This is a genomic window from Gimesia algae, assembly GCF_007746795.1.
Taxonomy (GTDB): domain Bacteria; phylum Planctomycetota; class Planctomycetia; order Planctomycetales; family Planctomycetaceae; genus Gimesia; species Gimesia algae.
Genome location: NZ_CP036343.1, coordinates 2870003 through 2892087, shown reverse-complemented (window position 1 = coordinate 2892087; position 22085 = coordinate 2870003). Strand labels below are relative to the sequence as shown.

Here is a 22085-nt window from a genome sequence, read left to right as displayed (position 1 = left end):
ATATGCCTCGTCTGTTTATTCCTCCGCTGCTCAAACCCTATTGCAAAGGGGCAGCAGAAGTTGTTGTGGAAGGAACGACCGTCAGGGAAGCGGTTGAGTCTTTAGACGAGTTGTATCCCGGCGTCAAAGAGCGACTCTGCCCGGAGGGCACACTCAGGGCAGGGCTCGCGGTGACCGTCGATCAGAACGTGACCCCCCGCGGTCTGTCTGAGAAGGTGACCCCCGAAAGTGAAATTCACTTTCTACCCGCAATTGGCGGCGGGTAGGGAGAGTTTTCCTGCGATGGTCGACTCCTCAAGATTTCCAGATCAATGCCCGACATGCGGGCTGGTGTTGCTCTCTGGTGCTATCTTTGATGTGGCTGCTCAAGAGAAGGAATACGGCCCCATTCTGGGACTTCACAAGAATGTTGATCAGGAAACGGCACTCGCTGGTTATGTCGGTCTCAGCAGCTTTTGGAGTTATGATCTGTCGCCCGAACTTTATCGATGTCCACGTTGTAAAAAAGATCCGATCACGGGGACTTCTGAATAAAAGAATGATCGGGTGACCCCGGATGTAATCCGGGGTTGTCGTGAGACAACAGGAGGTGGCAGTGTTGGGTTGGCTGGTTTGAGAGCGATCCTCAATTTCTGAAATGTAGAAGCAGGTGGCATTGCTCTGCGCCGATCGCTGCAGCTGAGACCTCCTGCTCGCTGCGCTCGTACCGGATTGCATCCGGTACCATCCATTGATTGCGCAACACTTCCCAGGGGAACTCTCGAATTATATTCGGGTTACCCATTTTTCTAATATCCGAGATAGTGTTTATTCGGGTTTCAGCAGTTCATTGACTGCTTCGACCAGGTCTTCGATGTGGTAGGGTTTGGGGATGAAGCGGTCGACGCCGCGATCGAGGGCCAGTTCGCGGTATTTGGGTTCGCTGTTTCCCGTCACCATAATGACGCGCGGGGCGCGCTGTTTGTAATTGGTGATGCTGTCGAGGACGGCGAAACCGCTGCGGCGGGGCATGACCAGATCCAGCAAAACCAGATCGGGCGCGTCACGCTCGATTTTCATCAGACCTTCGTTTCCGTCGTGGGCAACCAAAACCTCGTACCCGGCGGCTTCCATGGCCATTTGAAGCGGTTCAGTCAGACCTTCGTCGTCATCAATAATCAGTACGCGTTTTTGAGGAGATATGTTCATTATCCTGCTGATAAAACCTGGTCTGGCCCGCACGGAGGCGATCTGTACCAGTAATTGTATCATCAGTTGCAGCGAAAATCCAATTATTAAGATCAACCTGACGCGTGGCGCTCCCCAAACGGGTTTTAGTTCGATAAAATGGGCCGGTGCGCGCCTGGAGTGCGCCTGTTTTGAATCTCTCAGAATCAAACAAGATGGTCTTATCACAGTTTTATTTTATCTAACCAGCGGGATAGTGTAGTGTCAGCGACGTCGGTAATCGGATTACAGTGGGGCGATGAAGCCAAGGGCAAAATTGTAGATTTACTCTCGGAGCAGCACGAAATCGTCGTGCGGTACCTGGGAGGGAATAACGCAGGCCACACTGTTAAATTTGACGGAAAGACTTATAAACTCTCACTTTTGCCGGCGGGAGTCCTGAATCCGAACGTCACATCCGTGATTACGGGCGGCGTCGTCATCAATCCCAAGGCCTTCCTGCAGGAAATGGCCTCCATTGCCGAACAGAATGGTCCGATTGAAGCCAGTCGGCTGTTGATCAGTGACCGGGCTCATGTGATTTTTCCCTATCATATGCAGGAAGAAGTCGTTTTTGAGCAGAGCCGCAAAGAAAAAGCGATTGGTACAACCATGCGGGGGATTGGGACCTGCTACCGCGACAAAGCGGGTCGGACCCACGCCATTCGGATGGGAGATTTAGTACGTCCTGAGTTTTTCCGTGCCCGTCTGGAAGAAATCGTCGCCTACAAAAATAAGATTTTTCAGGCGCTCGATCCGGAAGCGGAGCCATTGGATGTGGACGCGATCTACGAAGAATATTCGGGTTATGCCGAACAACTGAAGGATCATGTCGTCGACACCAATACGTATCTGCTGAATGCAGTCGCTGAGAAGAAAAAACTTCTGTTCGAAGGCGCTCAGGGAAGTCTGCTGGATATCGACCATGGCACGTTTCCTTATGTGACCTCTTCCAACAGTTCCGGTTGTGGAATTCATAATGGCAGTGGAGTCTCCGAACGCTATATCGATAAGATGATCGGCGTTGTGAAGGCTTATACCACCCGCGTGGGAGGCGGGCCGTTCGTGACTGAACTGCATGATGAAATCGGTCAGCGGATTCGCGACGTGGGGAACGAATATGGTACGGTTACCGGTCGTCCTCGACGCTGTGGCTGGTTCGATGCCGTCGCCACCCGTTATGGTGCCAACATCAGTGGTGTAGACTGCATTGCCGTGATGCTGCTGGATGTTTTGAGTGGCCTGGATGAACTGAAGATCTGCGAAGCCTATGATGTAAATGGCAAACAGGTCATCGACTTTCCCAGCCATATTCTGGATCTGGAACAGTCAAAACCCGTGTATCGGACCATTGCAGGCTGGAAGGAAGACATTACCGGCGTGCGTCGCATGGAAGATCTGCCGGAAAATGCGATTGCCTACATCAAAGCGATCGAAGAAATCATCGGCAAACCTGTGGAGATTGTTTCCGTGGGACCGGATCGTGAGCAGACGATTCTGTTGAAGTAGGCTGGCTGGCCTGAAAGCGATCCTCATTTTCTGAAACGTAGAAGTAGGTGGCATTGCTCTGCGCCGCTCGTTGTAGCTGAGACCTCCTGTTCGCTGCGCTCGTACCGGAATGCATCCGGTACCACCCGCTATTTTATGCGAATCAACAATTCTCGGGTGGCCCCGGATGTAATCCGGGGTTGTCGTGAGACAACAGGATGTGACAGAGTTGGGTGCGTCTGGTTTAAAAGCGATCCTCATATTCTGAAACGAAGAGTTCGGTGGTATTGCTCTGCGCCGCTCGTTGTAGCTGAGACCTCCTGTTCGCTGCGCTCGTACCGGATTGCATCCGGTACCACCCATTGCTAATGTACTTTGATCAATCTCAGTGGGTGCTGAAAATTCGGGGTGCTGTCATTGCATCTTCTGCCTCGTGTTGAGCACCGGTGGTCGAGATTCAGCTGGGTTTGCTGGTGCGTTTCCGTATTATTACTCAGTTCGCTGTTCGTGTTCTCTGGTGTCGTGCTGACATCAAATAGTCGAACGTGTCTGCGTTGGCAGTTCAGACTCTGGCCCGTATGTATCGTAGCGTTTCCAGGGCGATCCGGAGTTGGTCATGTTTCACAACGCTTTTTTCTGTGAGTGGAATAATAAAGGAGAGGATGATGGTTTACCTCCCGATGACCTGTAATCTTCGCGAAAGGCGTGAGGCGATCAAGTGGATTTTCAGAATGTTGTGGCGATACAGGTTGATGTGGAACCGATGCCGGGGTGATCAGTGCCGGTGCTGTAGTGTCGGCTCGCGATGTGCGGCGACCCGCAGGCATACATTCGTAACTGGTACTGTTTTGCGAACTGCTCATCTGGAAAAAAGGCCCTTAAATCGGGGGCAAACTCGGAACAAGTGGCGTGTGTTTCGGTGCACTGTAAACTGGGCACGCGCGCGACACAAAACAGCGTTTATCGCCGCCGGCGCGCAGCGGTCAAGGGGAATATTTTCAGTAGACGGGGAAAGGATGACTAAGTGGTCACCACGCCTTTTTTGAGGATCAGGTTGGCATACAGGGCTGATTCGCTGGTGGCGATGATGGCGTAGGCGTTTCTGGCCCGTTCATAGAATTCAAAGCGTTCGATTTTTTCCAGTCCCGTCTTGCGGGAGTCATGCTGTTGAATAAGATCTGCATAAGTTTGCCAGATGGGGGGTGTGGGGGTCTGGTCGTCGACCGGGTTCATCACTCCTGCAGGTTGTTCCACGAAAGAATCCAGAGGGAAAAACTGCAGGATCGCCTCCAGGATATCCGGAACGCTGTGCCCGTCGAGTCGGACGAGACGCTGGGCGTGGGAGTCGGCGGGGAAATTACCGTCCGCAAGGACAATGTCATCACCGTGCCCCATTTTCATGAGGACATACATCAGATCAGGCGAGAGGATAGGGGGAATATTTTTCAGCATGCGATTTCTCGGAACAGGTTGATTTGAATTGTGTGATCGTCGGCTGTTTTCTGATTTTGACGCATCAAAAAACAGAATGAAACCGGCAGCAGACATTGATTTCCATTATGCAGAAATTTTAGGTCGCTGGCGAGGATGGCTTGCTGGATATGCTGTTATGAACCCGCTATGATGGCCTGAGTTCAAGCTGTGGGCTCGACAAAGTTTTTGAACACCGCTTTTTCTAATCGGTAGCAAATTTTCAGGAGAAAGTCTGAAAAATCAATGAAAATTCACGAATATCAGGCCAAACAGTTGTTTCGCGAAGCCGGAATTCCCGTACCTGAGGGAATGATAGCGAAAACCGTAGAGGAAGCGGTGGCCGCCTTTGAAAAACTGGATCGTCCTTTAGTGGTTGTGAAGTCACAAATTCACGCCGGCGGCCGCGGTAAAGGTCGTTTTAAAGAACACCCCGATCAGGCAGGCGTTGTACTAGCGCGATCTGCTGAAGAAGTCCGTGAGAATGCGGAACGCATGCTGGGTTCAACGCTGGTGACGATCCAGACGGGTGAAGAAGGCAAGCAGGTCAACACGCTGTTCATCGAGCAGGGACTGGATATCGCCCAGGAGTTGTATCTGGGTTGTGTGGTCGACCGCGAAGCAGGTGGCCCGGTTTTGATTCTCTCGACGGAGGGGGGAATGGAAATCGAAGTGGTAGCAGAAGAGAGTCCGGAAAAAATTCTGAGCGAGCCGTTTTCAATCCACACCGGGCTGCTCGGTTTTCAGGCCCGCAAGCTGGCGTTCAAGCTGGGGATGGAAGGAAAAACCGTTCGCAGTGCCGAGAAGTTCCTGTGCCAGATGAGCCGCTTCTTTATTGAAAATGACTGCAGCATGACTGAAATCAACCCGCTGGTGATTACCGGCGAGGGAGAACTGGTGGCGCTGGATGCCAAGGTTTCGTTTGATGAGAACGCGATGTTCCGTCACAAGCCTCTGGAAGAACTGCGAGACCTGACGGAAGAAGAACCCGCTGAAGTGGACGCGGGTAATGCAGGATTAAGCTACGTCAAACTGGATGGAAATATTGGTTGTCTCGTAAACGGAGCCGGTCTGGCGATGAGTACGATGGACCTGATCAAGCATCATGGCGGCGAACCAGCCAACTTCCTGGACGTAGGTGGCGGAGCAAACGTCGATCAGGTGTCCGAAGCGTTTCGGATTATTCTGGCGGATGATAACGTGAAAGCGGTTCTGGTAAATATTTTTGGCGGGATCATGAAGTGCGACACAATTGTGACCGCGCTGCTGGAAGCCTACGAGAAGGTTGGTTTCACAGTACCTCTGGTGGTGCGTCTGGAAGGGACTAACGTGGATAAGGCTCGCGAGATGCTGGCCGGAAGCGGTCGGGATATTATCTCAGCAACAGACCTGACCGATGCCGCCCAGAAAGTCGTTGCCACATTAAGTTCATAAGACCGACTGCGGCCTGTTGAGTGATCAACGGGCCGCGATCATTTGACGTGGTTGTTTTGTAAAAAGCGATCTTTGCCTTCATTCAAACACATATTTCCCGCAAGGGTGACAGATTATGAGTATTTTAGTTACTGAAAAGACACGCGTCATTTGCCAGGGGATCACTGGTAAGTCGGGCCTGTTTCACAGCCAGCAATGCCGCGAATATGGGACTCCTCTGGTGGGCGGAGTGACTCCTGGAAAAGGGGGAACCGAGGTTGATGGTTTTCCCGTTTTCAATACGGTGGAAGAAGCTGTTGAGAAGACCGGTGCCAACACCAGTCTGGTCTTCGTACCACCACCATTCTGTGGTGAAGCGATCATGGAAGCCGCGGATGCCGGCATGGAACTGATCATCGCGATCACCGAAGGCGTCCCCGTCTTCGACATGGTACGGGTGATGGATTATCTGAAAGACAGAAAAAGCCGCCTGATCGGCCCGAACTGCCCTGGTGTGATTACCCCCGGGATTGCCAAGATCGGGATTATGCCCGGTTACATTCATACGCCTGGCAGCGTAGGACTGATCAGTAAGAGTGGGACACTGACCTACGAAGCGGCCTGGCAGCTGGGTAACATTGGTCTGGGACAGAGCACGGCAGTTGGCATTGGTGGTGACCCGATTATCGGGACGACCTTCATTGATTTGCTGGAGCTGTTCGAGAACGATCCCGCGACGGAATCGATCATGTTGATTGGTGAAATTGGTGGAACGGCGGAAATCGAAGCCGCCGAATACATCAAAGAACATGTTACTAAACCTGTAGCTGGTTTCATTGCCGGTAAGACAGCCCCTCCCGGAAAACGGATGGGTCACGCAGGCGCGATCATCAGTGGTGGAAGCGGGACCGCAGATGAAAAGATTTCCGCTCTGGAAGCAGCCGGCGTTGTCGTGGCCGAAAGTCCCGCCGACATGGGCACTGCCATGAAGCGGGCGATTGAAGCTGCAAAATAAGCTGTATTCAGTTGAGAGTCAAAAAAGAAAAGGGCCACCGAAATATCGGATGGCCCTTTTTTTATGGTTTCGAATTTGTTGAGCGATGAGATTATTTCTCGTCGTCTGCACAGACCCAGTCACCCAGAGCGGTGCCGTATTCGATCAACTCTTCAGGCTTGAAGTAGATTTTGATTTCGCGGGTCGCGGCATCGGGACCGTCGCTGCCATGTACCAGATTCATCTGGCGGCTGATGCCATAATCGCCGCGAATGGTTCCGGGGGCGGATTCACGACCATTGGTGGATCCCATCATGGAGCGGACGACGGAGATGGCTTCCGGGCCTTCTGCGACAATCGCGACGACCGGGCCGGCGGTAATGAATTCTTCCAGCAGCGGGTAGAATGGTTTTTCCACATGTTCTTCGTAATGTTCGGCTGCTAATTCTTTGGTGACCTGCAGGAGTTTCAAACCAAGAATCTTCAGTCCTTTATTTTCAAAGCGGGACAGAAGTGTGCCTGCCAGGCGACGCTGGACCGCATCGGGTTTAATCAGAATCAGAGTTCGTTCGAGGGCCATGTGGGTTTCTTTCTATCTTGTCAGTTGTCTGTAAAAAGGTGCGGGATCAGATTCTGTTCCTGCCTGTCTGTGTAATGAGTTGCTAATTTCGGTGTATTCAATGGCTGGTAGCCGGTAATGGACGGATCTTCCACGCCTGATTGAAGTGAATTGAAATGAAATTCAGCAATCATTTCAACCCTGATTCACATGAATAATTCGAGCGATCAGGAAGAAACGCGTGCCTGACTGATGCTTTCGAAAAACTGCTGGAACAGATAATGGCTATCGTGCGGACCGGCGGAGGCTTCGGGATGGTATTGCACGCTGAAAGCCGGGTGTGTTTTATGTCGCAGTCCGGCGACGGTGTTGTCATTCATATTGATATGAGTGATTTCCACATCGTCGGGTTTTGTTTCAGGATCGATGGCAAAGCCGTGATTCTGCGAGGTGATTTCGACCTGTCCGGTGGCGTGGTTGATTACCGGCTGGTTAGCACCACGGTGACCGAATTTCAGTTTAAAGGTTTTACATCCACAAGCCAGGCCCAGCAGTTGATGACCGAGGCAGATACCGAAGATCGGGACCTGACCGAGCAGTTCGCGGATGGTTTCAATCGCATAAGTCAGCGGTTCCGGATCTCCCGGGCCATTCGAAAGAAAGACGCCGTCGGGATTGAGTTCCAGCACTTCTGCTGCGGTGCAGTTACCAGGGAGCACGGTGACTTTACATCCCAGCTGCTTTAAATGCCGTGGAATATTCCACTTCATGCCATAATCAATGGCGACGATGTGATAGGCACTTTCGGCAGCCAGATCGTCTTCGGATAGCGTCGCGATATTTTTACCCGAGAAGGAGTGAGTAGAACTGCTGTAGGCCAGTGGGTGCAGGGCTTCTGTCCATTCGGAAGCTGCTTCGGGAATGACTTTGCTGACCAGGTCCTGCCCGACCAACTGTGGGCTGCTTTGTGCTTTGCTGACGAGTGATTCATCGTCGAGATCCGTTGTGGAAAGTACACCTGTCATCGCTCCGCTGGTGCGAATTTTTCGAACCAGGGCCCGGGTATCGATGCCTTGCAGTCCGATGACGCCAGCCGCTTTGAGGTATTCGTCCAGAGTCTGTGTTGAACGGTAATTACTGGGGATTTCACAGAGTTCGCGAACGATAAATCCCTGTAAGGCGATGCCCCCGGATTCGACGTCTTCAGGGACGATCCCGTAATTGCCGATCTGCGGATAGGTCATGGTGACGATCTGGCCGCAATAGGAGGGGTCGGTCAGGATTTCCTGGTAGCCGGTCATGCTTGTATTAAACACAACTTCACCGTGGACTTCTCCGTCCGCACCAAAGGCCGTCCCTGTGAACACACTGCCATCTTCAAGGGCTAATTTCGCTGTTTTCTGCATTGTTTGTACTGATCTCAGGACTTGGAAAAAATCTGGTTAAATCTGGTATGTTTTATCAAAGATAGTCGCAAATAAAAAGAGACCGACTGTCTAAGGTCGGTCTCTTCGCTGGATTTTTCAAAATTGAGTCTGATAGCGCGTTCAGCCCAGATTTTGTGTCAGGGTGAAATGGTCGATTCGAATGATATTTTCATCGGGATCGTTAAAGCTGTTGAATAGTTCTCCCATAATGGAATGGAAGTGTTCACGGCAGATGGAATAATAATTGTGTTTTCCATCTCTTCGTGCTTCGATCAGTCCCGCATCCCGCAATAGTGCAAGGTGGTGGCTGACAGCAGGTTGACTCTGATTGAGCCGTTCACATAGTGCCGTTACGAATAATTCTTCTTCCTGAGCCAGGTAAAGCATAATTCGCAGTCGTGTCTCGTCAGACAGCAACTTAAAGACCTTGACCAGATTCTTTTCAAGATGATCTGGCAGAGTGGGAAATCGCTGTGTCGTTCCTTCTTTGGGCGGATCCACAAGGTTTGTGGCCATATTACTAGTTTCCTTTTTAAAATTCATGCAAAAAGCTCATTTTCAACCGTCGTTTGTTTTCAACGACCGGCCTGTGGGGCATAATCTGTTCGTTCCGCTCACAAGTCAAGTGGGGGAATGAATCGCAAAAAAACAAGCAGCCAACCGCTGGCCATACCAACTTTACAACATTGTGGCCCTAAATCGCCTGTAATACATGGCGCGCAGATCTAAGCTAAATTACTTACTCAACTACTTGTATTATTTGCCAGACAGGCGAAAGATGTGATATGAGGGAGTCGCTTTGCGGTCTCAATGAACGCCAAGAACGCTCCCCTAATTCGATGGCAATTATGGTAGTGCTCTACCCGATCGTCAACTAGTATTTATCCAGTTTATCTAATTATTCGCGAAAAAACATGCGATTTGTTTGCTTAAGTGTTTTTTAAATATGGAGTTATGACGTGTCTGTATCTTCGTTCTGTAATCTCACCGGCAAGAAAGTTCTGGTCACAGGTTCTTCAAGTGGGATCGGAAAAGCGATCGCGATCGAGCTGGCGAAAGCGGGCGCCGATGTGCTGATTCATTATCGAAAATCGGAAGAGGCGGCTGAAGCGGTTGCCAGCATGATACAGAAACTGGGTCGAAAATCGGAAACACTGTCTGCAGATCTTGCCTGTCTGGAAAACTATGAAACTTTTATTGATCAGGCTTTTCAGACTTGGGGCCAGCTGGACATTTGGGTAAATAATGCAGGCGTCGATTTATTAACCGGCAGCGACGCGAAGCTGGACTATGGTCAGAAACTGGAAAAACTGCTCGACGTTGATGTGCGTGGAACCGTGTTATTGTCCCGCGAAGTGGGGCTGCGGATGCAGCAGCAAGGTAGTGGGTGTATTCTGAATATTGGCTGGGATCAGTCAGACCGCGGCATGGAAGGCGCCAGTGGAGAATTGTTTTCAACCAGCAAGAATGCCATTATGGGTTTCAGTCGCTCTCTGGCAGTCTCACTGGCTCCTCAGGTACGTGTGAACTGTATTGCACCCGGTTGGATTCTGACGGCCTGGGGTGAAGACGCCAGTGACGTCTGGCAGGAACGGGTTAAGCGGGAAACTCCCATGCAGTGCTGGGGGACGCCGGAAGATATCGCGAAGATGGCCCGTTTTCTCTGCAGTGATGATGCAGCTTATATTACCGGCCAGGTGATCAACGTCAACGGGGGAGCCGTGCGTTAAGCTGAGTTTCAGTCTGACGAACGATTCGAAGTTTCTTCCGGCAGCAGATAGGCAATCAGGTCCCGGAATTCCTGGATGGTCATCTGGTCTGCCAGGCCGTTGGGCATAATTGAAGTTTTAGAAGGAATCATCTCTTCAATGTCACTGATTTTGAATGAGATCACATTGCCCTTTGAATCATAGATTGAGCGTTCTTTATTGTTGTGTTTATGGTAGATGCCAGATGCGGTTTTTCCATCGATTGTAACAATCGTTAAGGGCAGAAATCCGGGGTCGATGTCTTTGCTGGGGTTGATAATCGCTTCCACCAGTCGCTCTCGATTGAGAGCGATTCTGCCATTCGTACGAATGAGTCCCGGGCCGATCTGTTGACCACGACCATCGATCTGATGGCAGCGAAAACAGCCGGGACCTTTCGGATGAAAGAAAAGTCGCTGGCCAGCCCGTGAGTCAGCAGGACCTGCGAGTGTCTGCAACCAAGTTGTAAGCTGATCTTTGGCGGGTCGTTTCTCATTCAACTGTCGCGTTAAGATCCGTTGGACCGCAGCAGCTTTGTCAGTATCTGCTGCTGCGATCTGTTGAAGTGTGATACGTTGTGGTTCGGTCAAGGTTGCGCCGGACAGAGTGCGCAGAGCCTCTTTACTGACGATTGGGTTTAGATCCTGGGCAAATTTCAGCAGAGGCTGGATGTTTTTTGAAATGGAAGAGTCGAGGCCAATGATGGCTTCTGCACGCAGATTGGCGTCCGTAGATTCATTGTTTGCGATTTGCACCAGTTTTTCCCGGGCAGAAGTAGATTTGAGTTCGCGCAGAGTGCGGACGGCTTCGGTTCGCAGGCCGGGATCATCTGATTTCAGGAATTGAGCGAGTTTCGTTTCACTTAACGCGGGATCATTTGTGGGCAGAAAGAGCAGGAGCTGTTGCAATACCGCTGGGGATGTCTCGGGTAGCTCGAGCAGTTGTGCTGCCTGCTGGCGTGCCTGGGATTTGCTGACCCACCAGTCGCCGGTTGTGCCTCGCGTCCAGTCTTTCATCACGCCATCCAGTTGTGCGATGGATGCGAGATAGGCTTTGAGCAGTTCTGGTGTGGTGGCTTTGCTGGCGAGGTCTGCGATCAGTGTCTCGCGGAATTCGTGCAGTTCATCACGGCCGATCCATTCGACGGCTGCAAAGCGGACCTGTGGATTCTCATCATTCAGAGCCTGTTTTAATACAGAGGTAGAAGGCTTTCTGCGGCTTTCTTTGAGCAGCAGGATGATACCCAGACGGACGGCGGGATCTGCATGTGAAAAGTTGTCAGCAAGCTCTGCATTGGATAATGTATTGCTGAGCCCCTGTCGTGCGGCCTGCTGCATAAATTTGTCGGGAGATGAGAGCCGTTCAAAAATCAGTGGTAAAGCCGACTTTTCTGAGATACGTCTTAACGCAGCCGCCTGAACTGCAGGCGAAGGGTCTTTCTGAGCGACTTTTTGAAAACCGATCAACTTTTCAGGCAGGATCGTCACAGCCTGTTCCCGAAGTCCGGGCTGTTTGTCTTGCAGGATAGATACAGCCAGATCGGGAGTGACTTTGTCAACACTGACCAGGCCATTCAACGCGACGGCGCGGACGCGGGGATCTTCATTTTTGAGAGCAGTCTTCAATGCCGTGATGCCGGCTTCTCCCTCTCTGAGTAGCTGTCGTGCAGCGGCATCGCGTGTCTGCCAGTCCGAAGAAGTGATTGTGTTCGTTCTCTGTTTTTCTATCGGTTTGACTGCAGAGATGCGCCAGACGCGACCTTTGCCGTGCAGCGGGTAAGAACGGTCAGCCCAGTCGCCGATGTAGAGACTGCCATCTGGGCCTGCGGCGATCCCGGCCGGCCTGAAATGTTCTTCGCCTGCGATCATCGGCTGAGTCGTTGTTTGAAAGGATGCTCCTTCCGGAGTGAGGTGGTAGCGGTCAATACGGTGTTCCCCCCAGCTGGCGACCAGTAGATCGCCGCGATAGTCCGCGGGCAGCTGATCGGATTCGTAAATGATCAAACCAGTCGGCGATTCACCGGTGGATGATGTCATGGGCAGTGTGCCGGGAGTCTCTGCGTTAACGGCGATAAAGGGTTCGAGTGTCCGGCGTCGATAGCCATAGTCGCCACCTGGCACGATCGTCAGTAATCTACAGGGAGGCCGATTACCGGGATCATTATCGCCGACAAACATGCGACCGTTGACATCAAAACAGAGATGAAAGGGGTTCCAGAAGCCGGTGGCGATGCGTTCGAGTTTGCTGCCATCCAGACGACAGCGGAAGATGCCTCCTTCGCCGCGGAGCGCGGAAATACGGACATTTCCTTTGCCGATGAGTGTGGCATCGTCTCCGTAATTCTGACCGAGCGTGAAATAGACGTTTCCAAAATCGCCGACAAGTTCCGCGTCAGCACCTTCGTTCTCTCCCATGCTGAAATAGATATTGTTAAAGAAGTCGAAGGCAAAACCAGAAAAGCCATTGTGAGGATAGGTGGCTGTCGTCTCGAGTTGCACCAAATTTTGTCTTACGTCGGCTTTGCTATCAGCGTCTTGATCGCGCAGGCGAAAGATTGAGCTGCGGGTGGCGACGTAGATCCAGCCATCCGGATGCGCGGCGACGTTCATCGTTTCGGTTGAGCCTTCATAGAAGGTTTGAATGTGATTGGCGTGTCCATCGCCAGTGGTATCCTGCAGCAGACGAATACGATCGGTTTTAGGGCCCTGATAATTCTCGGGCCGAAAGTGGGTGTGGCTCTCAACGACAAAGACTCGGTTATGTTGATCTACAGTCAGACCGGTGACGGTGACAATGTCCGGTTCGGATGCGAACAGTTCGATTTTTACACGATCATCAAGTGAACGGGGAGTTTTGATTTCCTCTGCCTGCAAGAGCGACGTAGCCAGAACGAACATCAAGCCGCTAATACAGGCGAAAAGCATTTTCCGATTCGTGAAGCCGGTCATAAGAAAAATCCTTGATGTGGTGCTACAAATTCAGGGAGTGATCGAGGCTGTTTTCGGAAGAGAATTATTGTCTCGGGCCAAGGTACCCCAGAGAAGTCAGGAACTGATCCAGTTTTTTGATAGTAGAATGATAGTTGTCTTCGGTGTTTTTGCGGAGATTAAAGAAGCCGTGACCTTCACCCTCGTAGGCGATCAGTTCACAGCGGTTGCCATTTTGCTTCATCTGTTCGGTAAATCGTTCTGCATTTTCGAACAGGACGGTTGTGTCCGCTGTCCCGTGAAAAATGATGGTAGGAGGGGTGCCTTTTTTTATGAAATGAAACGGAGATATTTCCTTGCAGCGTTTCCCGAGTTGAGCGGGGCCACCTTTCCAACCGGTTTCGGTAGTATCGACGACCGGATTGAATAGTGCCATAGCATTCGGGACGGAGGAGATGCTTTTGTTTTCATCAGGTTCTTCAAATTCGATCACAGTTCCCGTACTGGCGGCAACATGTCCGCCGGCAGAACCGCCGCCGGCTGCGACACGTTGAGGATCGACCCCCAGTTCTGTGGCATGTTCGCGAATCCAGCGAACTGCTGATTTTCCATCAGCAACACATTCGAAGGGCGTTGTATCGTGTTTGGATTTAATGCGATATTCGGCGGTGCAGGCGACCATGCCTTTGGATGCCAGATGTTTGCAGTGCGGTTCAAACTGGCTGGGATTGCCGCTCCTCCAGCCGCCGCCAAAAAAGAAGACGATTGCAGGGCGGGAGTCGCTGGCTTTCCAGTCTGCGGGTTTATAGATATTCAGATGCAGGTCGCCCTGATCGGTTTTTTTATAGACTTTGTATTCTGCACCCGGTAATGGTTTCCAGGTATTCTTTTTTGCTGCCGGTTTTTTATCCGCCGCTGTTAATGATTTGATGGGTGACAGGCTGAATACCGTTGCCAATAGAAGCAGAATGATTGCTTTTTGAGTGAGGAAGTTCATGGCGCGACGCTTCTTTCATAAAAAACAGAAACCGTATACTTGAGTTCGAATTGTGTCTGTCTCTATAGTAAAAGAAATACCGATGAACTTGTCTCTTGTTTTCGAGTGGGAATCCTAAAAAATGAAAATTAAATGGTTGTTGAATCTGTGCCTGTATCTGGGGATGTTTGCTGTTTTCTCGCCGCTGATGGCTGCCGACAGAACGGCTGAGTTACCCGAGAAAGAAAAGTTTCATATTTATCTATTGATTGGGCAGTCCAATATGGCAGGACGGGGCAAAGTTGATCCTGCCACTAACAAGGCACATGCCCGTGTGTTGAAGCTCGACAAAGCTGGTAACTGGGTTCCTGCGACGGACCCGCTGCATTTCGATAAACCGAAAATTGCCGGAGTCGGACCTGGTTCAGGATTTGGTCCTGTGATCGCGGAAGCCTCTTTTGGTGTGACGATCGGTTTGATTCCTGCTGCCGTGGGAGGGACGCCGCTCAGTCGCTGGGTCAAAGGGGGTGATCTGTATGAACGAGCGGTCAAGCTGGCCAAAGAGAATCAGAAAAAAGGTGTGATTAAGGGAGCGATCTGGCATCAGGGAGAAGGTGATTCTTCAAAGCCGGCATTGTATAACAGCTATCAGAAACGATTGTCCGCAATGATCGCAGATCTGCGTACCGATCTGGGTGAGCCTGACATGCCTTTCGTGATGGGAGAGCTGGGAGAATTCTTCACGCGACCGGGAGCGTCGACTGTTAATCAGGCATTGCACGGGATTGCAAAAGAAGTCCCTGCGACAGCTGTGGCTTCTTCCAAAGGATTACCTGCGAAAAGTGACCAGGTGCACTTCAATGCAGAAGCAGAGCGGGAGTTCGGAAAACGTTATGCGGCTCAGATGCTGAAGCTGCAGAAGCAGGCGGCGGAGAAATAACAGATTGAGATCGGTTAAGCTGCTGAGTTCTTAAATAAAAAACAGGATCGCCCATCACGAGCAACGGGCGATCCTGTTTCGTTTAATCTGTGATCGATTCAGGTCAGGCCAGGATTTCCTGCACGGGGCTGTGATCTTCTACCCCCGTCAGTCTCTGGTCGAGTCCCTGAAATTTGTAGGTGAGTTTTTTGTGATCAATGCCCAGGCACTTGAGAATTGTTGCGTTCATCTCATGAATGTGCACCGGGTTTTCCGTGATGTTGTAGCTGAAATCATCGGTTGTGCCATGCACCACACCCTTTTTAATTCCGCCGCCCGCCATCCAGATACTGAAACAGCGCGGGTGATGGTCACGTCCATAATTTTCGCGTGTCAGTTTTCCCTGGCAGTAAACCGTACGACCGAATTCCCCGCCCCAGACGACCAGCGTGTCGTCCAGCATGCCTCGCTGTTTCAGGTCTTTGACCAGGGCGGCTGCGGGCTGGTCGATATCTTTGCACTGCTTGGGCAGGTCTCCGGCGATGTTCGCATGCTGGTCCCAGCCTCGATGAAAGATCTGTGAAAAACGCACGCCCCGTTCGGCCATGCGGCGAGCGAGCAGACAGTGATATGCGAACGTACCCGGCTTGTGTACCTCAGGACCATACATGTCGAGTGTCGCTTTGGTCTCTTTGGAAATGTCAGTCAGTTCGGGCACGGAGGTCTGCATGCGGAAAGCCATTTCGTACTGTGAAATTCGAGTCTGGATTTCCGGATCGCCGATCTGATCGAATTCATTCTGATTCATCTCTGCCAGGGTATCCAGCATGCGCCGCCGCAGTTTGGAGGGGACTCCTGGAGGGTTGGAAAGAAACAGCACGGGATCGCCTTTGGATCTTAATGAAACACCCGCGTATTTACTGGCCAGGAAGCCGCTGCCCCAGAGGCGATTGTAAAGTGCCTGAGCCTGCTGACGACCCGACCAGGTGGAAGTCAGCACGACGAAGGAAGGCAGGTTTTCATTCATTGATCCCAGACCATAACTCAGCCAGGAGCCCAGACTGGCGCGACCGGGCAGCTGATTACCGGTGCAGATGTAGGTGATGGCAGGGTCGTGGTTGATGGCTTCCGTCCAGAGTGAACGAACGATGGAGATATCTTTCACGATACCAGCCGTATGAGGCAGCAATTCGCTGACCCAGGCACCGTCGCCTCCATTATCGTATTTCTGAAATTTGAATTTGGAAGGAGCGAGCGGAAAGCGGGATTGGCCCGAAGTCATTGTGGTCAGTCGTTGACCTTTGCGGACTTCTTCCGGGAGATCTTTATCGAAGAGCTCGTTCAGCTTGGGTTTGTAATCGAGCGTATCAATCTGTGAAGGGGAACCCGCCATAAACAGGTAGATGGCCTGTTTGGCTTTGGGTGCGAAATGGGGTAGGCCCGGCATGCCTCCTATCGAGTTCATTTCTGGAGTTTTCGCCTGTAGTGGCAACCGTCCTGATTCCAGCGATGCCAGGGCGGCAGTTCCCAGACCTAATCCACCGGTTTTAAAAAAGTGACGGCGTGTGATTTGTGAGAGTCGTTCCTGAATGGGATTCATGACTTTACCTTTTGTTCTGTTTTGTTCTCAACCGGATTGTATTATTTCTCAGTGCGTCCGTTGCAATTCAATGCAGAAACGTCAGTTTTTCGTGAGGACTTCATCCAGGTTCAGGATGAGGTTGGCGATCATGGTCCAGGCTGCCAGCTCCTGGGGATTCAGTTTCGGATCCGGTTTGGATTCTCCGACGGCAATCAGTTGTTTGGCTGCTTCCGGATCACTCTGGTAATGGGTTTGCATATCCTGGAAGGTGTTCTGCATCAGAGTCAGATCTTCGGCTGTCACTGGTTTTCCGGTGGCCAGCAGGTATGCAAATTTGATCCGTGTTTCTGGTGAGTTCCCCCCTTCTTTAATCATGCGCTCACCCAGTGCGCGGGCGGCTTCCATGTATTGAGGATCATTCAAGAGCAGGAGTGCCTGCAAGGGTGTATTCGTGCGTTCCCGACGCATCGTGCAGGCTTCTCGGCTTGGCGCATCAAATGTCGTCATTTCCGGTGGAGGCGACGTGCGTTTCCAGAACGTATACATCCCGCGACGGAAAACTTTTTCCGGGCCGGTATCCTGCTTGAAGCGAACTGTATTCGATCCGGAATAACCAACCGCAAACCAGAGACCATCGGGTTGTGGAGGTTTGACGCTGGGGCCACCCACTGTGGGCACAAGCAACCCACTGACAGCCAATGCCTGATCGCGGAGCGTCTCCGCATCGAGACGGAAGCGGGGGCCGCGCGCCAGCAGACGGTTCTTCGGATCTTTTTTATACAGTTCGGGAGTCACGTTCGAACTTTGTCGATAGGTGGCTGACATAACCATCTGCTTCATGAAGCGTTTGACGTCCCAGTGATGATCCTGGAAGTCGACCGCCAGCCAGTCCAGCAGTTCGGGATGACTGGGGGCCGCGCCCTGGTTGCCGAAGTCTTCGCTGGTTTCCACAATGCCGGTTCCGAACAACTGCTGCCAGAAGCGGTTCACCGCAACGCGTGACGTCAGGGGATGACTGGGAGCGACAAGCCATTTGGCGAGACCCAGGCGGTTGACAGGCCATTCGGCTGCCATCGCGGGGAACTGAGATGGCGTTTTTCTGGCCACCTTGTCTCCCTTTTGATCGTACTGACCACGTTTGAGATCAAAGGCGTCTTTGATCTTATTTCGTTCGCGGAAGACGAGCGTGGTAGGCAGGGATTGAGTCAGCTTCTCTGCCTGTGCTTTGACCTGAACTTTTTTAGCCAGGAGTTTACGGTATTCGGAGTCAAACTGATTGAGATAATACTGTCTGAGTAATTCAGTTTGTTGTGGTGTCCGTTTCTCAGCGGCCAGTTGCAGGACCGGATCAATCTGATTGTCGAAGTACACCTGGTTGACTTCGGTTTCTGTGAGCTCATGATCATAGATACGAAATTCGTCGACGAAACCATTGGTAAGGTGCGCGTTGGTAGCAGAGTGTCCGAGCATTAGAGTCGCAGAATTCAAAGGCGTCGTGTTCTTGAACGAGTCAGAAGAAATCGTCAGTTCCGACTGTTTCCCGTCGACATACATGGCAACGCCATGCGCTTTCGCGGAGCCATCGTAAGTTACGCAGACATGGTGCCACTGGTTGGCAGTGATTTCGTTATTGGCAGTCTTCACTTCGACTGCATAGCCGGGCCAGCGATCAATCAGTCTGACGCCAAGGTTCTGGTTGATAATCTGCAGGTCATAACCGCGTTCGCGTGAATTTGGATTGAGACTGGATACGATCGGGCCTGATGTTTTGCCGTTCGTTTTGACCCAGATCGCAAAGCTGAAGGGAGTTCCTTTGGCAAACTGTCCGGTTTTGCCCAGATCCAGATAACTGCCTGGTGCGAATTGGAATCCGTTGTCGAATTTACCGGGGACCCATTTGGGAGCCCCTTTGACGGTGGCTTTGTTCTTCTCGTTTGTCTGATCAGTGGCAGTGGCTTCTGTTTTTTCATTGAGCGGATAGGCAGCCAGTAATCCCCCCGGTTGCGGGATGGAGAGATCCGGGTTGCTGCCGGTTTTTAGAATCTGCTGTTTCCACTGCAGCCAGGATTGAAACGCGGGTTCGTTGACTTTTGTTCTGTTTTTCCCTTGCTGCTCAATAGCAGCAACCTGGGTTTTAAATGTTTCCAGCTGTTTAGTTTGTGCTGCGTTGGGGACCCGCACAGATGGCGGAGAGTCTTTGATGTTCCCGTCCATGGCCGGGCCATCCAGATTATTAAAGAAGGCGAACATCTGGTAGAACTCAGTTTTCGTGAAGGGATCAAATTTATGATCGTGGCAGACGGCACAACCGAGGGTCAGCCCCATGAAGGCCTGGCCGGTGGTATCGACGCGATCAATGACATTGCGCACGTAAACCTCTTCGGCGATCGAGCCCCCTTCGTTCGTGGTAACATGGCAGCGATTGAAACCGGTCGCGATCTGTTGCTCCAGCGTAGGGTCAGGCAGCAGATCACCCGCCAACTGTTCAATGATAAACTGATCGTAATGCATATTAGTGTTGAAGGCATTAATCACCCAGTCACGGTAAGGCCACATTTCCCGGTAATTATCCAGGTGCAATCCATGCGTATCTCCGTAACGGGCGATATCCAGCCAGTAGCGGGACATGTGCTCGCCGTAGTGGGGTGATTGCAGCAGGCGGTCGACGACTTTTTCGTAGGCATTGGCTGATTTATCATTCACGAATGCCTCCACTTCTGCAGGAGTGGGGGGCAGTCCGGTCAGATCGAGTGTCACTCGTCTGATCAGATCGCGGCGATCCGCTTCCGGTGATACTTGCAGGCCTTCCTGTTCCAGTTGTGACAGAATAAATTGATCGATAGGATTTTTTACCCGGTCTGTCTGTTTGACTGCGGGGGGCACTGGTTTGACAGGAGTCACGAACGACCAGTGATCCTGCCATTCCGCGCCCTGTTCAATCCAGCGTTTGAGCAGAGCGATTTCTTCTTCCGTCAGTTTTTTGCCACTCTCTGCTGGCGGCATCTGAAGGTCGGCATCGGCAGTGGTGATGCGGGTGATCAATTCACTCTCTTTGACTTTACCGGGTACAATGGCTTTATGGCCGCCCAGATCAGCAAAGGCACCTTCCTGTGTATCAAATCTCAGGTCGGCGGCCCGTTTTTTGATATCTGGTCCATGACACTGAAAACAGTTTTCAGACAGGATCGAGCGAATTTTTGTGGGTGAGACTTTCTCCGAATTCTGTGCGCGGGCGGCTGGCAGTGTGCAGCAGAAAACAGTCAACAGCAGAGCAGGGACGAGGCGCTTGCTCAAACACAGAAGAAGCATGACGTTCACCTTCTGGAAGGAATTTTCAAGTGAATCAGCGGCTGCCTGAAAGAGAGGCGGCTTAGAATTAACTTGTCAATGAATCTCTGGTGATACCTGTCCGACCGACAATCCATATCAGTTTGCAACGGTGGTAGCTGAGCCACACGGTTCAGCAGGTGGGATGGCACTTGTTTCAGAAACAGGGGAGCAAAGCTGTCATTTCTGAATTCAGGTTCATTCATTTATTCTAATCACAGCAAAAACCCTTTGCAAGACGTCGATTGAGGGTTTTTGACGTATCTCCCTGTGGTTGCGTCAGTTCGGTCAGGTTAGAATTCAATAAATGAGTTGATCGCAGGCAATCTTGACGACTTTAAAGTCTGTTCTGTGATTCAGCAACATCATGAGGTCTGTGAGTGATACGCGTTGCAGAAGTGGTTTGTTGGGGAGAACTTTCTGATTGACTGCAGAAACCACTGCGGGATTCGGATTTCACCAGAAATGAAATTGCTTCCCTTTTTTAATCGTCTATTTTCAAGTTCAGAGAACCTGTCTGGTTTGCGTGTGTCCACTGAGAACAAATCATGTAATTGTGAAAACAGGTTTTATATGAAGTCGGTGACGCATTAAAACCAGAGAGGGGCAGAGCGTCGTGTCCCGTATTGAGGGAGGGACAGAGAAATGAATTCTCGACAGTTGCTGAAAATCGGAGTGCCTGAGTACTGTTTAAAAACGGCGAAAACTGCCATTCAGATGAAAGTTGCCGAGGAAAAAGCGAATGGCAAAGTGCGCGGTAAAGAACTGAAAGAACTCGTACAGAAGGTGGTGGAACACCCTGAAGAGTATCTGGACGATCCTGCGTTTCGTCAGTTGGCGTTAGAACTGGTAGAAGATAACAGCGAAGAAGCAGTTGAACCGATTACTTACCAGACCTGGGGTAAAGAGGGGATCGATGAAGGTGCGTTCTCGCAGATGGATCTGGCATGCCATGTACCGTCGGCATGGGGGGCGGCGTTGATGCCTGATGCACACATCGGGTATGGCTTGCCTATCGGTGGAGTACTGGCTCTGGAAGACGCTGTGATTCCTTACGCCGTCGGTGTGGATATCGCATGTCGTATGAAGCTGTCCGTGCTCGATATTTCGGTGAGCAAGCTGAGTCAGAAACATCACCAGTTTGTGGATGCGCTGAATCGGGGAACCGTGTTTGGTGTGGGCCAGGCTCATGAAAAACGACAGCGGCATTCCGTGATGGATGAGGACTGGTCCGTGACGAAAATCACGCGTCAGAACAAAGACAAAGCGTGGAAGCAGCTGGGGTCTTCGGGTTCGGGAAATCATTTTGCGGAATTTGGTGTGCTGACCATTGCGCACGATGATAAAGAACTCGGGCTGGATGCCGGCGAGTATGTGGCACTGTTGAGCCATAGCGGAAGCCGGGGAACCGGAGCGTCAGTATGTAGTACTTATTCCGGCATTGCCCAGGCGCGTTTACGAAAACGACATCATCAGCTGGGCCGACTGGCGTGGCTGGAGATGGATACCGAAGCGGGCCAGGAATACTGGGCAGCGATGAATCTGATGGGCGATTATGCGGCAGCCAATCATGCCGTAATTCATCAGAACGTTTCAGAAATTCTGGGAAGTAAGGTGATTTCCGGTGTGGAAAACCATCACAACTTCGCTTGGAAGGAAAAGCATGGCGGAAAAGAAGTTTACGTGCATCGCAAGGGGGCAACTCCAGCGGCAGCAGGCGAACTGGGTGTGATTCCCGGTTCCATGGCTGATCCGGCATTCGTGGTGCGCGGAAAAGGAAATGCTGCCAGTCTGAACTCTGCTTCGCATGGGGCAGGTCGTTGTATGTCGCGTAATAAAGCCAAGGACAAATATCGCTGGAATGCGGTGAGAAATGATCTGGCCAAACGCGGCATCACCGTGATTTCGGCGGGCGCGGATGAAGTTCCCGGTGTTTACAAAAACATCAATGAAGTCATGGCGGAGCAGCAGGACCTGGTGGAGATCGTAGCACGTTTTAATCCGAAAGTGGTGAAGATGTGCGGCGATGGAAGCCGTGCCGAAGACTGA

The 22085-nt window shown here is 51.5% G+C and carries 17 protein-coding genes; 8 read left to right on the top strand and 9 right to left on the bottom strand.

From position 1 onward, the window contains the following. The first annotated feature begins 2 nt into the window (after positions 1 to 2). Both Pan161_RS10515 and Pan161_RS10510 read left to right on the top strand, forming a co-directional pair. A complete protein-coding gene (locus tag Pan161_RS10515; RefSeq protein ID WP_145226546.1) occupies positions 3 to 266 on the top strand; it encodes a MoaD/ThiS family protein in 264 nt (87 codons plus the stop codon). Further along, positions 229 to 534 carry a hypothetical protein gene (locus Pan161_RS10510; RefSeq protein ID WP_197995821.1) on the top strand — a complete coding sequence of 102 codons (306 nt, stop codon included), beginning with the start codon at positions 229 to 231 and terminating at the stop codon, positions 532 to 534. Before Pan161_RS10515 ends, Pan161_RS10510 begins: the two co-directional genes overlap by 38 nt. Before the next feature lie 273 nt (positions 535 to 807). Here Pan161_RS10510 and Pan161_RS10505 read toward each other — a convergent pair whose 3' ends face one another. After that, positions 808 to 1188, bottom strand: coding sequence for a response regulator transcription factor (locus tag Pan161_RS10505; RefSeq protein ID WP_197995820.1), 381 nt, complete (start codon positions 1186 to 1188; stop codon positions 808 to 810). Positions 1189 to 1428: 240 nt separating this feature from the next. Here Pan161_RS10505 and Pan161_RS10500 point away from each other — a divergent pair, with 240 nt between their 5' ends. Next, the gene (locus Pan161_RS10500; protein ID WP_145226539.1) at positions 1429 to 2715 is read left to right on the top strand and encodes an adenylosuccinate synthase; all 1287 of its coding nucleotides are present in this window, start codon (positions 1429 to 1431) and stop codon (positions 2713 to 2715) included. Between the two features lie 999 nt (positions 2716 to 3714). On the opposite strand, the gene Pan161_RS10490 is transcribed toward Pan161_RS10500, so the two are convergent. After that, the gene (locus tag Pan161_RS10490; RefSeq protein WP_145226535.1) at positions 3715 to 4146 is read right to left on the bottom strand and encodes an RbsD/FucU family protein; all 432 of its coding nucleotides are present in this window, start codon (positions 4144 to 4146) and stop codon (positions 3715 to 3717) included. A 264-nt stretch (positions 4147 to 4410) separates the two neighbouring features. Here Pan161_RS10490 and sucC point away from each other — a divergent pair, with 264 nt between their 5' ends. Together sucC and sucD are read left to right on the top strand one after the other, a co-directional pair. Beyond that, on the top strand, positions 4411 to 5598 hold the full coding sequence (gene sucC, locus Pan161_RS10485) for an ADP-forming succinate--CoA ligase subunit beta (RefSeq protein WP_145226533.1): 1188 nt from the start codon (positions 4411 to 4413) through the stop codon (positions 5596 to 5598). A 115-nt stretch (positions 5599 to 5713) separates the two neighbouring features. After that, a complete protein-coding gene (sucD, locus tag Pan161_RS10480) occupies positions 5714 to 6592 on the top strand; it encodes a succinate--CoA ligase subunit alpha (protein WP_145226532.1) in 879 nt (292 codons plus the stop codon). A gap of 91 nt (positions 6593 to 6683) precedes the next feature. On the opposite strand, the gene ndk is transcribed toward sucD, so the two are convergent. The 3 genes from ndk to Pan161_RS10465 all read right to left on the bottom strand — a co-directional run bounded on the left by ndk (position 6684) and on the right by Pan161_RS10465 (position 9073). Next, the gene (ndk, locus tag Pan161_RS10475) at positions 6684 to 7151 is read right to left on the bottom strand and encodes a nucleoside-diphosphate kinase (protein ID WP_145226530.1); all 468 of its coding nucleotides are present in this window, start codon (positions 7149 to 7151) and stop codon (positions 6684 to 6686) included. Positions 7152 to 7357: 206 nt separating this feature from the next. After that, the gene (carA, locus tag Pan161_RS10470; RefSeq protein WP_145226528.1) at positions 7358 to 8536 is read right to left on the bottom strand and encodes a glutamine-hydrolyzing carbamoyl-phosphate synthase small subunit; all 1179 of its coding nucleotides are present in this window, start codon (positions 8534 to 8536) and stop codon (positions 7358 to 7360) included. 141 nt (positions 8537 to 8677) lie between these two features. After that, positions 8678 to 9073 (bottom strand): ArsR/SmtB family transcription factor, encoded by a 396-nt coding sequence (locus tag Pan161_RS10465; RefSeq protein WP_145226526.1) that lies wholly within the window; start codon positions 9071 to 9073, stop codon positions 8678 to 8680. 443 nt (positions 9074 to 9516) lie between these two features. On the opposite strand from Pan161_RS10465, the gene Pan161_RS10460 reads away from it, so the two are divergent. Beyond that, positions 9517 to 10287, top strand: coding sequence for an SDR family NAD(P)-dependent oxidoreductase (locus Pan161_RS10460; RefSeq protein ID WP_145226524.1), 771 nt, complete (start codon positions 9517 to 9519; stop codon positions 10285 to 10287). 8 nt (positions 10288 to 10295) lie between these two features. Here Pan161_RS10460 and Pan161_RS10455 read toward each other — a convergent pair whose 3' ends face one another. Together Pan161_RS10455 and Pan161_RS10450 are read right to left on the bottom strand one after the other, a co-directional pair. Beyond that, positions 10296 to 13253 carry a PVC-type heme-binding CxxCH protein gene (locus tag Pan161_RS10455; protein WP_145226522.1) on the bottom strand — a complete coding sequence of 986 codons (2958 nt, stop codon included), beginning with the start codon at positions 13251 to 13253 and terminating at the stop codon, positions 10296 to 10298. A gap of 64 nt (positions 13254 to 13317) precedes the next feature. Then, positions 13318 to 14229, bottom strand: a complete 912-nt coding sequence (locus Pan161_RS10450; RefSeq protein WP_145226520.1) for an alpha/beta hydrolase — start codon at positions 14227 to 14229, stop codon at positions 13318 to 13320. Positions 14230 to 14350: 121 nt separating this feature from the next. On the opposite strand from Pan161_RS10450, the gene Pan161_RS10445 reads away from it, so the two are divergent. Then, a complete protein-coding gene (locus tag Pan161_RS10445) occupies positions 14351 to 15148 on the top strand; it encodes a sialate O-acetylesterase (RefSeq protein ID WP_197995818.1) in 798 nt (265 codons plus the stop codon). Positions 15149 to 15251: 103 nt separating this feature from the next. Here Pan161_RS10445 and Pan161_RS10440 read toward each other — a convergent pair whose 3' ends face one another. Both Pan161_RS10440 and Pan161_RS10435 read right to left on the bottom strand, forming a co-directional pair. Then, complete coding sequence (locus Pan161_RS10440) at positions 15252 to 16727, bottom strand: DUF1501 domain-containing protein (protein WP_145226518.1); 1476 nt, start codon at positions 16725 to 16727, stop codon at positions 15252 to 15254. Between the two features lie 81 nt (positions 16728 to 16808). After that, positions 16809 to 20018, bottom strand: coding sequence for a DUF1553 domain-containing protein (locus tag Pan161_RS10435; RefSeq protein ID WP_145226516.1), 3210 nt, complete (start codon positions 20016 to 20018; stop codon positions 16809 to 16811). Positions 20019 to 20681: 663 nt separating this feature from the next. Between Pan161_RS10435 and Pan161_RS10430 the strand changes: the two genes are divergently transcribed. Beyond that, entirely contained in the window at positions 20682 to 22085 is a 1404-nt protein-coding gene (locus Pan161_RS10430) for an RtcB family protein (RefSeq protein ID WP_145226514.1), read from the top strand.